The organism is Archangium violaceum (assembly GCF_016887565.1).
GTDB classification, from domain to species: Bacteria; Myxococcota; Myxococcia; order Myxococcales; family Myxococcaceae; genus Archangium; species Archangium violaceum_B.
In genome coordinates this window covers 2,020,018-2,033,553 of record NZ_CP069396.1, presented here as the reverse complement: position 1 = coordinate 2,033,553, position 13,536 = coordinate 2,020,018, and the positions used below count along the sequence as shown (strand labels likewise).

Below are 13,536 nucleotides of genomic sequence, written 5' to 3'. Positions count from 1 at the left end.
AGGGCAATGGTAGAAAAGCGGCATGGCGAAGAGTTCCCCCAAGGGCAAGCAGTGGACGTTCCGGCTCTATGCGGAGCTGGTCAAACAAGGGTTCGTGGAGCGGGTCGTGGACATCGGACCGGGCCACGGGACGTACAGCGGCATCCAGGTCGAGGGGCAATTCTGGACGGCCGTGGAGGTCTGGGGACCCTACGTCAGGGAGTTCGAGCTCTCGCAACGCTACGACCGGGTGATCGTGGCCGATGCCCGCTGGGTGGACTGGTCCCTGCTGGGCGGCTTCGACCTCGCGCTCTGCGGTGACGTGATGGAGCACATGGAGAAGCAGCAGGCCGTGGAGCTGGCCGACCGGCTGCTGCGTCACGGCCGCTTCGTCATCATCTCGATTCCCATCGAGCCCTATCCCCAGGACGAGGTGAACGGCAACCCCTTCGAGGTGCACGTCAAGGACGACTGGTCTCACGACGAGGTCATGGCCAGCTTCCCGGACGTCGTCCTGTCCCATCGTCATGGCGACATCGGCGTCTACTGCCTGGCGCGGGCCCCCCTGGAGAGACAGCTCCTCGAGCGCATCGCGCCCACGCTCACGGAGAGCGCCTGACCACCCGGCCCTCCTTCATCACGAAGTGGATCTGCTTGAGCGCCTGGATGTCGTCGAGCGGGTTGCGCGGGGTGGCGACGAGATCGGCGAGGAGCCCGGGCTTGATGGCGCCCCGCTCCTTCTCCACGCCCAGCAGGCGGGCCGCGTGGACCGTCATCGACTGGAGGATGGCCCGCGGGGGGATGCCCGCCTCGACGAAGCTGTCGATATAGGAGAGGGCGAGCGAGCCGCGCGTCTGTCCCTGCACCTCCACCATCACATCCGTGCCGAAGACGATGGGAAGACCCGCCTTCCACGCGCGCTTGAGCCGCTCCACCTGGTTGCCATGGACGCGCCTGGCACCAGCCGCGTCCCAGCCGAACGCGCGCAGCACGTCCTCGGGAAAGTCCGTGCTGACGAGCACCACGCCGTTCTTCTTCGCGAGCGCGAGGTCCTCGTCCGTCGCCTTGAAGCCGTGCTCGATGGAGGCCACGCCCGCCTCGATGGCGCGGTGGGCGCCCTCCTTCGTCTGGGCGTGGGCGGCCACCTTCAGCCCGGACTTGCCCGCCTCGGCGATGATGAAGCGCAGGTCGTCCGTCGAATAGGCATAGCGCTGCCCGTCGACGACGACCTTGATGACGTCGGCACCGAAGAAGATGTTCTCGCGGATGGCCTTGAGCAGCTCATCGCGGGTATCCGCGAAACGGTACTCGGGATCCTCGAGCACCTCGCGCCGGGTGCGCACGCCGAACTGGCCACCAAAGGGGGCGATGATGCGGCCGGCGGCGAGCATCGTGGGGCCGGACACCAGGCCCTCCTTGATGGCGCGGCGCAGGTCGATGTCCGCGTAGTCTCCGGCGTTGCCCAGGTCGCGCACGGTGGTGAAGCCCGCCTCCAGCATCTCGCGGGCGTGGGCGGCCCCCCGCAGGGCGCGGTAGCCGGCGCGGCTCCGCAGGCTCATGAGGAGGAACTCTCCTCCGTCCTGGGACGGGTCCAGCGTGGCGCACAGGTGCGTGTGGGCGTCGAAGAGGCCGGGCAGGACGGTGGCCCCCGTCAGGTCGATGACGGTGGCGCCCTCGGGAATGGCGAGTCCCGGCCCCACGGCCTTGATGCGCGAGCCCTCCACGAGGATGACCTGGTTGTCGAGCGCGGTGCCCACCTCCGGATCCACGAGCCTGCCCGCGCGGATGGCGGTGACCTGGGCCCAGGCACTGCCCCACGACAGGAGCAGCACGACCGGCAACAAGAGAGCGCGTAGCGAGTCCAAGGCATCGTCCTCACGGAAGGGTGACCGGCTCGCACTACAATCATTCGCGCCCGGCGCCAACCGGAAGCCGCGTCACCCCGCGCTCCGCCCGTAGAACCAGGCGGTGAGCGCCAGCCGGGGCGCGTGCGCGGGCAGCACCTCGTGCTCGATGCGCTCGCTCAGGAACACCACGAGCCTGTCGAGCGTGGGCTCCACGTCCACCGGTCCGCCCTCCGGGTAGATGCGCAGCAGCCCGCCGTGGGCCGGCACCCAGTCCGGGTTGAGGTAGTAGATGGCGGTGACGCGCCGGTTGGACTGTCCGGGAAAGGCATCGAAGTGGCGCGCGTACCTCGCCCCCTCCCCCGGGTACCAGGCGAGCTGCAGGTCGAAACGTCCGAGGCCCAGGTAGGCCTCCGTCGACAGCGTCTCCCCGAGCGCGGCATACGCCTCCCGCAGCCGGCCGATCGCCGAGCCCTGCTCCTCCGGCGTCACCCAGGTGATGAAGTCGCCGCGGGTGTCGCGGTCCAGCGTGTGGTCCGCGCCGCGACGGATGCCCGCGGGGCGCAGGTGGCCCGCCTCGACGCGCGCTCTCGCCTCGGCGTGGACGGCTCGCGCATCCGCCTCTCCGAGGAAGGACGCGCGGGTGAACCAGCCCCGCTCACCGAGTGACTGGATTTCTTCATCCCGAAGGGACAGCAGGCTCATGGCTCGGCGAACCCTACCCCACAACGGCTAGAATGGCGGGCCATGGTGCGCCTCCTCCTGCGGGTGTTGTTCCTCGTCGTCGCCCTGGCCGCCGGGGCCGTGGGAACCTTCCTCTGGCTCCGTCCCAAGCCCACCCCTCTGCCCGACACGCCAGCGCTCGTCACCCGCGTCCGCGAGGTCGCCCGGTTGGAGACACTGGATGTGTCCCTCTACAAGAAGGTGGAGTTCTCCCCGGAGCCCCAGGCCACGGAGTCGCTCTGGAAGGACGTCATCAACTGGGCGCGCTACTCCATCAACACGCCGCGCGGCCGGGCCATCGTCTTCGCGGACGTGCACCTCGGCTATGACTTCGGCCGGTTGGATGGCTCCTCCATGCGCATTCAGGGCACTCGCGTGGACGTGGCCCTCCCTCCCCTGGAGGTGAAGGTGGAGCTGAAGCCGGGTGAGACCGAGGTCATCGGCTCCAACCTCGACAGCGCCCAGACGACCCTCCTGCTGGAGAAGGCCCGCGAGGCCTTCGAGCGCGAGGTGAAGGGCGATACCCGGTTGAAGGAGAAGGCTCGCCGCTCGGCGGAGAACACGCTGCGCGCCCTGTTCCTCTCGGCGGGGTTCCGCGAGGTGAACGTGGTGGACGTGCTGCCTCCTCCGGCCACCGCCGGGTGACGGGAATCCAAGAGACGTAGACCCTCACCCCAACCCTCTCCCAGAGGGAGAGGGAGTATTTGAATCAGAGGGCCTCGAGACGGCCGGCGTCGAGCCGGAAGAGGCCGGGAATTCCATCCGGCGCTCCGCCCAGCCGCGCCAGCGACTCGCACGTGGCCACGTCCGACTCGCGACACAGCAGCGCGAACTCCCGCCAGCCCAGGTGGACACGCAGGGACTCCTCTCCCGCGTGCAGCACGAGCCGCCGCCTCTGCTCCACCGTGAGCAGCCGGGCCGCGTCGTAACCGTCTCCCCCCGCCACCGCCCACAGGCCACTGAAGGTCTCCGCGAGCACCACCTGCCCCTGGTCCAGCACCACCGGCCGCACCGGCGCGGGCAGGGCCTCGAGGTTGCGCCAGGCCGCCTCGTCCACCTCCTTCGCCGAGAGCCCCGCGGGCCCGAGCGTCGCCTCGGGCAGGTAGTGCACGAACTCGGCGTCCTCCAGGACGTAGAAGACCTCGAGCCCGGCCGGTCCTGGCCGATGGAGCGCCCCCACCGCATGGGCCTCGAAGTCGGCGGGCCTCAGCACCGGACGCAACCGCGCCACCAGGGAGCGCGCGTCCGCGGCGAGCCCGGACAGGCCCTGGAGCTGCGCCACCAGGCCCTCCACGTACGCGCCCAGCTCCTGGGTGCCGTCCCGGTAGGCGGTGTAGAGCGAGGCCACGTCCACCCGCCCCACCTCGCCCGAGGCGAGCCTCACCAGCAACGCATTGCCCTGCCGCCGGCACGCCACGCCGGCCCGGTGGAGCGCGGCCAGCAGCGCGGCGGTGAACTCCGGGCGCAGCGCCTGGACACGAGGCACCGCTGGCGGTGGCACGTCCACCGCCTCCAGCTCCTCCTTCAGCAGCCGTGCCTCCTGATCGAACGGATCCTTCTCCAGCACCTCCGCCACGTACTCCCGTGCCCGGCCGTGCTCACCCCTCCGCAGCGCCAGCACCGCGAGCACCTTGAGGGCCTCGGGATCTCCCGGGTTGAGGATGAGCGCCTCGCGCAGCACGGCCTCCGCGTCGCCCGGACGCTCCACTCCCAACAAGGCCCGCGCCAGCCCCAACCGCACCTGGATGTCCTGGGGGAAGTCGCGCCGGAGCGTCTCCATCAGACGCAAGGCCTCGCGCTCGGCCCCGGCGTTCATCAGCGCGTGCGCCACGGTGAGCCGCAAGGTGGGCCCTGGCGTGTTGCCCGCCTCGGAACGGAGCGCGTCCAGCTCCTCGTCACTCAGTGTCTCTCCGGCCTCCACCTTGCGGCGGATGCGCTCCAGGGCAGTGGGATCCACGAGCGGAGTGTATCCGGCCGCCCCTGGTCGCGGGCTATTGCCAGGAGATGTCGTATTCGCTGTCGAGCACGCCCGTCTGCCGGCCAGTCACCTTGATCTTGCTGGCCTTCAACCGCTCGAGCATCGCCACCAGCTGCCCCTCGTGGAACGCGGGGGGCATGAAGTCGCGCGTCATGATGAGCCGGCAACACTGCGGCCCCAGCCACTTCACCGAGCGCTCTCCATCCACCGACACCTGGTACGTCGACGGCAGGTTGTTCACCAGCCGCTTCGGCTCGCCGCGCACCAGCACCTGCATCGTCCTGCCCGCCTCGGACTCCAGGAAGTCCATGGCGACGCAATGGCCCAGCAGCCACAGGGCCTGCTCCACATCTCCATAGCGCGCCGACAGGGCCGGCATCGCGGTGTCGATCATCTGGAGGTGCAGCCGGATGGGGTAGTTGAAGAAGTCGGCGAAGCGCTTCTGTCCACACACGGCCGTACAGCGGTTCACCAGGGTCTCGTCCCCCAGCGCCCGGATGGCCTTCAACACGCTCTGGAGGAACAACCCACGTGCCATGTCGTCCGGGGTCGTCAACGCCATCCGCTGCTCCCACCCCAACCTCGGAGAGGCCACGTTCCAAGCCACCGCTGCGCCACTCATATTCCCCTGCCCCCTTGCTGCCTGCTCACTGCCAACAGAATTCACACTCACTGTCGAGCCCACCCGTGGACCATCCGCTCACCCTCACCTCTCGAGCGCCCCCCAGCTCCAGCAGCATCGCCACCGTGCCCTCGTGGAAGGGGTAGGGCATGAAGTCGCCCTTGAGGACGAAGCGGCCGCTGTTGGGACCCGTCCACTTCAGCTCGTACTGGCCGTAGCTCACCGACAGCCGATAGGCCGTGGGCAGCGTGCTCAGCAGCTGCCTGGGGCTGCCCGGAGACAGCGACAGCATCGCCTTGCCCGCCCCCGCCCTCAGGAAGTGCTTCGCCCCCAACCGCCCGAGCTGCCGCAGTGCCTCCTCCGCGCTCCCGAACTCCTCCGCCAGCGCCGGCAGCGCGGCGGAGACCATCTGCCCCTGCATTCGCACGGGATAGCGGAAGAAGTCCAGGAAGCGCTCCTCCCCGCTCGCCTCCACGCAGCGCTTCACCAGAGCCTCGTCACCCACCGACTGCAACACCGCCAGCGTGCTGTTGAAGTACAGCCCGCACACGGTGTCTTCCGCGGTCGCCAGGCACATCCGACGCTCCAATTCCTGCTCCCAGGTGTCTGACTTCACCCACCTGGAACGCGCGCTGGTGCTCACGGCCATGTGTGCCCCCTGGGCAGGAATCAGCCTGATTGAGTAAAGGCTATCCTAATTGTTCCAGGCCTGCCTGTCAGCACAGCGGCCTTCCTTCCCGCGCCTTTCTCCGAGGGAGAGCGGGCATTTCGCCCGCCCATCCACCCGCGTTGTGGGATTGTACCGGCAGCGCACGGGACGCGCTGTGTTTGTGAAAGCTTTCAGTCCTGCAATGGTTTCCACTTTCCGGTGGGGTGGGATTCAAACAGCCCCGCCGAAGAGCCGCCGCTCGAAGTCCACCGGCAAGGTGGTGAAGTCACCAATGACCCAGTGGGCACCGGCCTCGAGCAGGACCTCCGCGGGCGTCATGGTGGTGACGCCCACGGCGAGCATCCCGGCCGCGCGCGCCGCGCGGATGCCGTTCACCGCGTCCTCGAAGACGACGCACGCGGAGGGCTCCACGCAGAGCGCCCGCGCGGCGGCCAGGAAGATGTCGGGCGCCGGCTTGCCGCGCGTCACGTCCTCCGCGCCCACCACGTGGGAGAAGTGCGGGCGCAGCTCCAGGCCGTCGAGGACGAAGGTGCGGTTGGCGCTCGGCGCGGCCGTGGCCACCGCGAGCTGGAGGCCCGCGCCGCGCAGGCGCGCGAGGAGCTCGCGAGTCCCCCGCAGCGGCGACAGGTGCGGCGCGTAGAGCTCGCGGTAGTGGGACTCCTTGCGCTCGGCCAGCCGCGCCAGCTCCTCGGGCGGCACGGGACGGCCGAGCAGCGCGGGGAAGATCTCCTCGTTGCGCTTGCCGGCGAACTCCCGCTCGAAGCGCTCCACGGGGACGTCGAGGCCGAGGCTCTGGGACATGGACACCCAGGCCCGGGCGTGGAAGAGCATGTTGTCGACGAGGGTGCCATCCATGTCGAAGATGGCGGCGGAGAGGGAATGGAGGCTCATGACCTCCTCCCGTATCAGCCGGGGAAGGCCAGGGCCACCTTGCCGAAGTGTTGCCCGCTCGCCAGGTGTTCGAGCGCCGCCCGCGCCTCCGTGAAGGGGAACACCCGGTCCACCACGGGGCGCACCGCGTGGGCCTCCAGCGCGCGAATCAGGTGCTCGAGGCTCGTCCTGCTGCCCGCCGACACCGCCCTCAGGGTGACACACCGGCGGATGGCCTGCGTCAGCTCCAGCTCCGAGCGCATCCCCTCCAGGAAGCCCACCACGCTCACCTCGCCGCCCAGGCGCACCGCCCGCAGCGCGCGCCCCAGGTTGGCCCCACCCGCCACCTCCACCACGTGGTCCACCCCGCGTCCTCCCGTGAGCGCCAGCACCGCCTCGTCCCACTCCGGCGTCTTCCGGTAGTGGATGCCCGCGCTCGCGCCGAGCGCCTTCGCCCGGGCCAGCTTCTCGTCACTGCCGGACGTCACCAGCACCCGCGCTCCCGCCAGCCGCGCCAGTTGCAGCGCGAAGAGCGACACGCCTCCCGTGCCCTCCACGAGCACCGTATCCCCGGGCCGCACCCGGCCCACCCCGAAGAGCACGTGCCACGCCGTCACCGCGGCGATGGGCAGCGTGGCGGCCTCCACGTCCGACAGGTGCGTCGGCGCATGGACGAGCCCGTGCTCGGGCACCTTCACGTACTCCGCCAGCACGCCGTCGGTGGGCCCGCCCAGCCGGCGCGCCACCAGCGACGGCACGGGCTCTCCCGCCACCCAGTCCTGCACGTACGAGAGCACCACCCGCTCTCCCGGCTTCACGCGCGTCACCCCGGGCCCCACCGCCACCACCTCGCCCGCGCCATCCGACAGCGGAACGAATGGAAACCGCAGGTTCGGGTCGTACGTGCCCCGGAGGAGCACCAGGTCGCGGTAGTTGAGCGAGGCCCCGCGCATGCGCACGACGACCTCGAAAGGGCCGGGCACGGGGTCCGGCCGCTCGGTGAGTACCAGTGAGTCCAACCCGAATCCGCGCAGCTCGAATGCCTTCATGGACTTCCTCCTCGTGGATGAGACACACGGGAGGATGCGCGGCTCCCTCCGGGCGCGAAACCCGAGGACGGCGCAGGTGGACCCTGCGAAAATGCAGGGCATGCACCATTGGGATGACCTGCGGGTGTTCCTCGCGGCCCACCGCGGCCGCTCACACGCGGCGGCCGCGCGGCTGCTGGGCGTGGACGCGACGACGGTGGGCCGCCGGCTCTCCGCGCTGGAGTCGGCGCTCGGCACGCGCCTGTTCGACCGGACGCGCGAGGGGCTGTCCCTCACGCGCGAGGGAGCCCGCGTGCTCTCCATGGCCGAGCACATCGAGGAGCGGTTCCTCGGCCTCGAGCGCGAGGTGGGTGGCAGCGACGTCCGCCTCGAGGGCCTGCTGCGGCTGACGGCCGGCGAGGGGCTGATGAGCCTGGTGCTGGTCCCCCACCTGCTGGAGTTCCGCGAGAGGCACCCGGGCATCGACCTGGAGCTGCGCACCGACACGCGCCCGCTCGACCTGGCCCGCCGGGAGGCGGACGTGGCGGTGCGCCTCTTCCGCCCTCGCGAGGAGGCGCTCGTGGTCCGGCGGCTCGGGACGCTCCCCTACGGCCTCTATGCCAGCGAGGCCTACCTCGCGCGCCGGGGCCGCCCGCGCACGCAGCGCGAGCTGTCCCGGCACGACTTCGTCACCTTCGACCCCTCGCTGGACGCCGTGCCCGAGATGCGCTGGCTGCGCCGCCATGCCCCCGGCGCGCGCTACGTGGTGCGCTCCAACAGCACCTCGACGCTCCTGGCCGCCTGCGCCTCGGGCCACGGCCTGGCCGCCGTCGCCAGTGCCTTCGCCAGCGCGAACCCCCGCCTGGTGCGCGTGCTGCCCACCGCGAAGCTGCCCACCCGTGAGGTGTGGAGCGCGGTGCACCAGGACCTGCGCGGCAACGCCCGCGTGCGCGCCCTCGTCTCCTGGCTGGTGGACCTCTTCACCCGGCTGGAGCGCGGAGCCGCGTCCGCTCACGCCTCCCAGGAGACGTCATAGTCGCTCTCGAGCGTCGAGAGCTGGAAGCCGCGCACCCGCGCGCCCCGGGCGTTCACCTTGCGCAGCACGCCCAGCAACATCCCTTCCTGGAAGGGATAGGGCATGAACTCGTGCCGCATGGTGAACCGGCCACGCCTCGGCCCCGTCCACACCACCGAGCGCACCCCGAAGCTCACCGAGGCCCGGTAGGCCGAGGGCAGATTGCCCACCAGGCGCTTCACGTCCCCCCGGGCCAGCAGCTGGAGCGTCAGGCCCGCCGCGGACGCCAGGAAGCTCTCCGCCGCCCGGGAGCCCAGCTGCCGCAGCGCCTCGTCGAAGCCCCCATACCGGTCCTCCAGCAACCGCGCCGCGGTGAACACCATCCGCAGGTTCACGCTGACGGGGTAGATGAAGAAGTCCATGAGGTTCTCCTCCCCGCTCAGCCGCTGGCAGCGCCGCACCGCCTCCTCGTCCCCCAGGGTGCGCACCGCGTCCAGCGTGGCACGCAGGAACATGCCTCGCGCCGTGTCCGACGGGGAGGCCATCGCCAGCCTCCGCTCCAGATCCTCATCCGAGCCGGGTGGAGCCATCGACCACCAGGCGCTCTCCTTGCCCATGTGCATGTCTCCTCCTTGGTGAGCTTCGAGCCCGCACCCGCGCACACTGTACCCGCTCCATTCACCTCCGTCAGTCGAGGGAGAGCACGTCACCTCTTCGTCGCACTGAGCCTGAAGAAATCCATTCCCGGTGCTCCCGCCCAGCGCGGTGACTCACGAGGAAGGAGGAGGCACCGACCCGGCCGACCCGCCCCCGCCGGAGGCCGAGGGTGACTCCGACTGGCCGAGGAACTCATCCAGCGCGCCCACGTCGATGGGCTTGCGGAACACGGCGTCCACCAGCGCGAGGTTGGCGCGATTCTGCCCGCGCACGTCCATGCCCGTCACGATGGCCAGCAGCGCGTGCGGCGAACGCTTGCGCAGCTCGCGCGCCACCTCCCATCCCGAGATGTCCGGCATCACCGCGTCCAGCAGGGCGGCGTCGTAGCGGCGCTCCTCCCACAGCTTCAGCGCCACGTCCCCGCTGTGGGCCACCATCACGTCGTAGCCCTCCTCGCTGAGCACCTCCGCCATCATGCGCGCGTTGTCCGGATCGTCGTCCACCACCAGCACCCGGCGCGTCTGCTGGAAACGCCGCGGGCTCACCGTGGTGCTCCGGCCCGCCGCCGTCCGCTCCGCCGCCACCTCCTCCGAGGAGCTCGCCAGCGGCAGCCGCACCACGAAGGCCGCGCCGTCGCCTCCCGGCAGGTTCTCCACCGTCAGCTCGCCGCCCCAGCGCTGCACCTGGTTGCGCGCCACCGCCAGCAGCAGCGAGAGCTGGGGTGCGCCCGCCTCGCGGTTGAGCGGGTCGAACATGCGCGTCATCTCCTCCTCCGCGTACAGCGTGCCGGAGTCCTCCACGCGCAACCGCACCCACCCGGCCGGCTCCGTCCGCGACTCCACCGCCACGCGCCCGCCCGCCTCGCCCAGCCGCTCCTTCGTCGCCAGCAACAGGTTCACCACCAGCTCGCGGAAGAAGCCCGGGTCCGCCCGCACCGCGCACGGCTGTCCCAGGCGCAGCTCCACGCCGATGGGGTGCTCGCCCTGCTCCAGCTCCGCGCGCGCCAGCTCCAGCGCCTCGTGCACCGTGGCGTCCACCTGGACGTCCGCGAGCTGCTCCTCGGTGCGCTGCACGTTGAATTCCTGCAGCCGCGCCACCAGCTCGCCGATCTGCCCCACCGTCTTGTCCAGCGCGTCTAGGTGCTCGGGCTTGGAGTCGCGCCGCAGCAGGGTGATGCGCAGCCGCAGCACGTTGAGGAAGTTGTTGAGCGCGTGCGCCGCGCCACTCGCGAGCTGTCCCAGCGCCTGCGTGCGCGTGCGTTGCAGCAGCCGCCCCTGCAGCCGCCGCACCTCGTCGTGGGCGCTCATCAGCGCCTTCGTCTTGTTGGCGGCCTCGGTGCGGTCGGTGAAGGTTTGCAGGACACCGGCCAGCTCGCCGCCCTCCTCCCAGACGGGTGTGGCGCTCAGCTCCAGGGTGGCCTCGCCCCCGCCGGGCCGCTCCACCACCATCATCACTCCGCGCACCGGCCCCCGCTCCTTCATGGCCCGCATGAAGGGCATGTCGGCCACCTTGAAGGGGGTGCCGTTGGGTTGACGCGCGTTCACCTGGGTGAGCACCGCCGTCAGCGGCGACTGCGAGCGCGAGCCCACCACGGCCCGCATGGGCACGCCGAGCAGCCGGCTCACCGGCGGCGTGGCGAAGGACACCGTGCCATCCACCTCGGCCAGGAGGATGCCCACCTCCACGTGGTGCAGCACCGACTCCATCACCGCCGCCTCGCGGAAGCGCACCTCCTCCGTCCTCAGCACCCGCGCGAAGGAGGCCTGCGCCGAGGCATGTGCCTCGCCCACCAGCTCCACGATGAACGTGGCCACCTCCGGCTCCAGCTGGCCGTTGCGCCGCGCGTACACGTAGAGGAGCACCTCCTCGAGCGCCTTGAACTCGCGCGCCAGGTCCTCCACCTCGAAGCGCTGGTCGTACCTTCGAGCCCCGTGGGGACGCACCACCTCCGGCCAGAGGACCAGCACGTCCCTCCCCCGGTCCCTGAGCAGGCGGACGAGCTCGTCCACGAGCCGGCGCAGCGGGGCACGCAGGTTGCGGCCGGGGATGTCCAGCTCGTACGTCTCCGCTCGGATGCGCTTGGACCACAGGCGCACCACGCGCTCCTCCTCCTCTTCCAGCAGCTGAAGCAGGGCGGCCACTGGATCCACGGGAGGCGGGGTGTCTTGGAGGAAGGGGATGGCCATGGTTCCTCCGGGTGAGAGTGGGCACGGCGTGCCGGTGCGGCTACCCGCCCGCCCGGGCGCTCACAAGGGAGGAAACGGAATGGCCAACGAGGGTAACGAGCGCGACAAGAACGAGTACGAGGCCGTGCCGCTCTCGGACGCGGCCATGGCCCAGCTGTTCCGGGGCGAGCTCACCCGCTCGGACACCTGGCGCTCGCGCCTGGACAACACCACCAACTGGGCCATGACCACCACCGCGGCCGTCGTCTCCTTCGGCTTCTCCTCGGCGGCGTCCCATGTCGTCTTCCTGGTGGGCATCTGGATGGTGGTGTCGTTCCTGTCCATCGAGGCGCGCCGTTACCGCTATTACGACTTGTGGATGAGGCGGGTGCGCCTGTTGGAGGAGGGCTATTGGATTCCCATGCTGCGCCGCGAGCCGGTGGACCCGGACTCCCTGCGCGAGCTGGTCACCCTGATGGAACGGCCGCAGATCCAACTGTCGGTCTTCTCCTCCATCTCCACCCGTCTCAACCGGGCCTACGGGCCCATCCTGCTGGTGCTGACACTGGCCTGGTTCGTCAAGGTGTACAGCCACCCGCAGGCGCCCCAGAACTTCAGCGAGTTCGTGAGCCGGGCACGCATCGGACCCATCGCTGGCGGCTTCGTCATGATGTTCTTCTTCGTGCTGGTGCTGCTCTTCGCCTACCTCTTCGTGGCCTCCTTCTTCACCCGGGCCCCGCTGGGAGAGCTGCGCAGCCGGCCGCGTGGGCGCCGCGCCACCCTGTGGGAGTCCTTCTATCGGCCCTACGCCACGCTCAGCCCCCGCCGCCGCAACCGCCGCAAGACGCCGCCCGCCCCCCAGCCGCCGTCGGAGCCGCCTCCCATCCAGACTCCACCCATGCATTAGACAGGCTGCGTCAGGGTCGTTTTCCTCCTTTCGGGGCCCTGTCTTTTGTGCTTGAAGCGCGAGACATGGCGAATACGCGTACGGTCACGGTCATCAATGGCGATGGAATCGGCCCCGAGGTGATGGCGGCCACCATCCGCGTCCTCGAGGCGCTCAAGGCTCCACTGGAGTTCGAGTACAAGGACGCGGGCACCGAGGTCATCGCCAAGTACGGCACCAACCTGCCCCACGAGACGGTGGAGGCGGTGCTGCGCAGCGGCGTGGCGCTCAAGGGCCCCACGGGCACGGTGGTGGGAGGCGGCATGGCCTCGGCCAACGTGGGCCTGCGCAAGCGGTTGGATCTCTACTCCTCGCTGCGCCCGGTCAAGAGCGTGCCCGGCGTGAAGACGCGCTACGAGAACGTGGACCTGGTGGTGGTGCGCGAGAACACCGAGTCGCTCTACGCGGGCCTGGAGCACATCATCGTGCCGGGCGTGGTGGAGTCGCTGAAGATCATCACCGAGAAGGCCTCCACGCGCATTGCGCGCTTCGCCTTCGAGTACGCCAAGAAGAACGGGCGCAAGAAGGTGACGAGCGTCCACAAGGCCAACATCATGAAGCTGTCGGATGGCCTCTTCCTCGACTGCACCCGCAAGGTGGGCCGGGAGTACCCGGAGATCCATTACGAGGAGGTCATCATCGACAACATGTGCATGCAGTTGGTGAAGGACCCGACGCGCTACGACGTGCTGGTGATGGAGAACCTGTACGGCGACATCATCAGTGACCTGTGCGCGGGCCTGGTGGGCGGCCTGGGCCTGGTGCCGGGCGCCAACATCGGCGAGCGCACGGCGATGTTCGAGGCGGTGCACGGCACGGCGCCGGACATCGCGGGCAAGGGGCTGGCCAACCCCACCGCGCTGATGATGTCGGCGGTGATGATGCTGGACTGGATGGACCTGAAGGACGAGGCGCGCAAGTTCGAGAACGCGCTGGCCAAGGTTCACGGCGAGGGCAAGGCGCGCACCGGCGACCTGAGCGGCAGCGCCACCACCCGCGAGTTCACCGACGCGGTCATCGCGGCGCTGTAGCAGGCAAC

The 13,536-nt window shown here is 70.1% G+C and carries 14 protein-coding genes; 5 read left to right on the top strand and 9 right to left on the bottom strand.

Features of this window, described 5'->3' with window-relative positions; all coding sequences use genetic code 11:
- Positions 1 to 22: 22 nt before the first annotated feature.
- Positions 23 to 598: a class I SAM-dependent methyltransferase gene (locus tag JRI60_RS08605; protein ID WP_204225362.1), complete on the top strand. Its 576-nt coding sequence runs from the start codon at positions 23 to 25 to the stop codon at positions 596 to 598.
- On the opposite strand, the gene JRI60_RS08600 is transcribed toward JRI60_RS08605, so the two are convergent.
- Both JRI60_RS08600 and JRI60_RS08595 read right to left on the bottom strand, forming a co-directional pair.
- Entirely contained in the window at positions 582 to 1,811 is a 1,230-nt protein-coding gene (locus tag JRI60_RS08600; protein ID WP_204225361.1) for an amidohydrolase family protein, read from the bottom strand. The two genes, JRI60_RS08605 and JRI60_RS08600, sit on opposite strands and share 17 nt — an antisense overlap.
- A gap of 105 nt (positions 1,812 to 1,916) precedes the next feature.
- Positions 1,917 to 2,528 carry a 2OG-Fe(II) oxygenase gene (locus JRI60_RS08595; protein ID WP_204225360.1) on the bottom strand — a complete coding sequence of 204 codons (612 nt, stop codon included), beginning with the start codon at positions 2,526 to 2,528 and terminating at the stop codon, positions 1,917 to 1,919.
- A gap of 42 nt (positions 2,529 to 2,570) precedes the next feature.
- On the opposite strand from JRI60_RS08595, the gene JRI60_RS08590 reads away from it, so the two are divergent.
- On the top strand, positions 2,571 to 3,191 hold the full coding sequence (locus JRI60_RS08590; protein WP_204225359.1) for a DUF4230 domain-containing protein: 621 nt from the start codon (positions 2,571 to 2,573) through the stop codon (positions 3,189 to 3,191).
- Positions 3,192 to 3,255: 64 nt separating this feature from the next.
- On the opposite strand, the gene JRI60_RS08585 is transcribed toward JRI60_RS08590, so the two are convergent.
- The 5 genes from JRI60_RS08585 to JRI60_RS08565 all read right to left on the bottom strand — a co-directional run bounded on the left by JRI60_RS08585 (position 3,256) and on the right by JRI60_RS08565 (position 7,735).
- The gene (locus JRI60_RS08585; RefSeq protein ID WP_239470422.1) at positions 3,256 to 4,503 is read right to left on the bottom strand and encodes a tetratricopeptide repeat protein; all 1,248 of its coding nucleotides are present in this window, start codon (positions 4,501 to 4,503) and stop codon (positions 3,256 to 3,258) included.
- 34 nt (positions 4,504 to 4,537) lie between these two features.
- Positions 4,538 to 5,086, bottom strand: a complete 549-nt coding sequence (locus tag JRI60_RS08580) for a TIGR02265 family protein (RefSeq protein ID WP_239470421.1) — start codon at positions 5,084 to 5,086, stop codon at positions 4,538 to 4,540.
- 85 nt (positions 5,087 to 5,171) lie between these two features.
- Positions 5,172 to 5,795 (bottom strand): TIGR02265 family protein, encoded by a 624-nt coding sequence (locus JRI60_RS08575; RefSeq protein WP_204225357.1) that lies wholly within the window; start codon positions 5,793 to 5,795, stop codon positions 5,172 to 5,174.
- A 231-nt stretch (positions 5,796 to 6,026) separates the two neighbouring features.
- Entirely contained in the window at positions 6,027 to 6,707 is a 681-nt protein-coding gene (locus JRI60_RS08570; RefSeq protein WP_204225356.1) for an HAD family hydrolase, read from the bottom strand.
- A 14-nt stretch (positions 6,708 to 6,721) separates the two neighbouring features.
- Positions 6,722 to 7,735 carry a zinc-dependent alcohol dehydrogenase family protein gene (locus JRI60_RS08565; RefSeq protein WP_204225355.1) on the bottom strand — a complete coding sequence of 338 codons (1,014 nt, stop codon included), beginning with the start codon at positions 7,733 to 7,735 and terminating at the stop codon, positions 6,722 to 6,724.
- Between JRI60_RS08565 and JRI60_RS08560 the strand changes: the two genes are divergently transcribed.
- Entirely contained in the window at positions 7,734 to 8,750 is a 1,017-nt protein-coding gene (locus JRI60_RS08560; RefSeq protein WP_204225354.1) for a LysR family transcriptional regulator, read from the top strand. The genes JRI60_RS08565 and JRI60_RS08560 overlap by 2 nt on opposite strands.
- On the opposite strand, the gene JRI60_RS08555 is transcribed toward JRI60_RS08560, so the two are convergent.
- Together JRI60_RS08555 and JRI60_RS08550 are read right to left on the bottom strand one after the other, a co-directional pair.
- A complete protein-coding gene (locus tag JRI60_RS08555; protein ID WP_239470420.1) occupies positions 8,726 to 9,352 on the bottom strand; it encodes a TIGR02265 family protein in 627 nt (208 codons plus the stop codon). The two genes, JRI60_RS08560 and JRI60_RS08555, sit on opposite strands and share 25 nt — an antisense overlap.
- A 147-nt stretch (positions 9,353 to 9,499) precedes the next feature.
- A complete protein-coding gene (locus JRI60_RS08550; RefSeq protein WP_204225353.1) occupies positions 9,500 to 11,572 on the bottom strand; it encodes a response regulator in 2,073 nt (690 codons plus the stop codon).
- Between the two features lie 79 nt (positions 11,573 to 11,651).
- On the opposite strand from JRI60_RS08550, the gene JRI60_RS08545 reads away from it, so the two are divergent.
- Positions 11,652 to 12,458, top strand: a complete 807-nt coding sequence (locus tag JRI60_RS08545) for a DUF2270 domain-containing protein (RefSeq protein WP_204225352.1) — start codon at positions 11,652 to 11,654, stop codon at positions 12,456 to 12,458.
- Between the two features lie 65 nt (positions 12,459 to 12,523).
- Complete coding sequence (locus JRI60_RS08540; protein WP_204225351.1) at positions 12,524 to 13,528, top strand: isocitrate dehydrogenase (NAD(+)); 1,005 nt, start codon at positions 12,524 to 12,526, stop codon at positions 13,526 to 13,528.
- The last annotated feature ends 8 nt before the right edge of the window (positions 13,529 to 13,536 follow it).

Excerpts from the sequence above, each read along its gene's own strand:
- JRI60_RS08580 (WP_239470421.1), bottom strand. The coding sequence starts at position 5,086 with ATGGCGTTGACGACCCCGGACGACATGGCACGTGGGTTGTTCCTCCAG.
- JRI60_RS08540 (WP_204225351.1), top strand. The coding sequence starts at position 12,524 with ATGGCGAATACGCGTACGGTCACGGTCATCAATGGCGATGGAATCGGC.
- JRI60_RS08590 (WP_204225359.1), top strand. The coding sequence starts at position 2,571 with ATGGTGCGCCTCCTCCTGCGGGTGTTGTTCCTCGTCGTCGCCCTGGCC.
- JRI60_RS08570 (WP_204225356.1), bottom strand. The coding sequence starts at position 6,707 with ATGAGCCTCCATTCCCTCTCCGCCGCCATCTTCGACATGGATGGCACC.
- JRI60_RS08605 (WP_204225362.1), top strand. The coding sequence starts at position 23 with ATGGCGAAGAGTTCCCCCAAGGGCAAGCAGTGGACGTTCCGGCTCTAT.
- JRI60_RS08560 (WP_204225354.1), top strand. The coding sequence starts at position 7,734 with ATGGACTTCCTCCTCGTGGATGAGACACACGGGAGGATGCGCGGCTCC.
- JRI60_RS08545 (WP_204225352.1), top strand. The coding sequence starts at position 11,652 with ATGGCCAACGAGGGTAACGAGCGCGACAAGAACGAGTACGAGGCCGTG.
- JRI60_RS08575 (WP_204225357.1), bottom strand. The coding sequence starts at position 5,795 with ATGGCCGTGAGCACCAGCGCGCGTTCCAGGTGGGTGAAGTCAGACACC.
- JRI60_RS08595 (WP_204225360.1), bottom strand. The coding sequence starts at position 2,528 with ATGAGCCTGCTGTCCCTTCGGGATGAAGAAATCCAGTCACTCGGTGAG.
- JRI60_RS08565 (WP_204225355.1), bottom strand. The coding sequence starts at position 7,735 with ATGAAGGCATTCGAGCTGCGCGGATTCGGGTTGGACTCACTGGTACTC.
- JRI60_RS08555 (WP_239470420.1), bottom strand. The coding sequence starts at position 9,352 with ATGCACATGGGCAAGGAGAGCGCCTGGTGGTCGATGGCTCCACCCGGC.
- JRI60_RS08550 (WP_204225353.1), bottom strand. The coding sequence starts at position 11,572 with ATGGCCATCCCCTTCCTCCAAGACACCCCGCCTCCCGTGGATCCAGTG.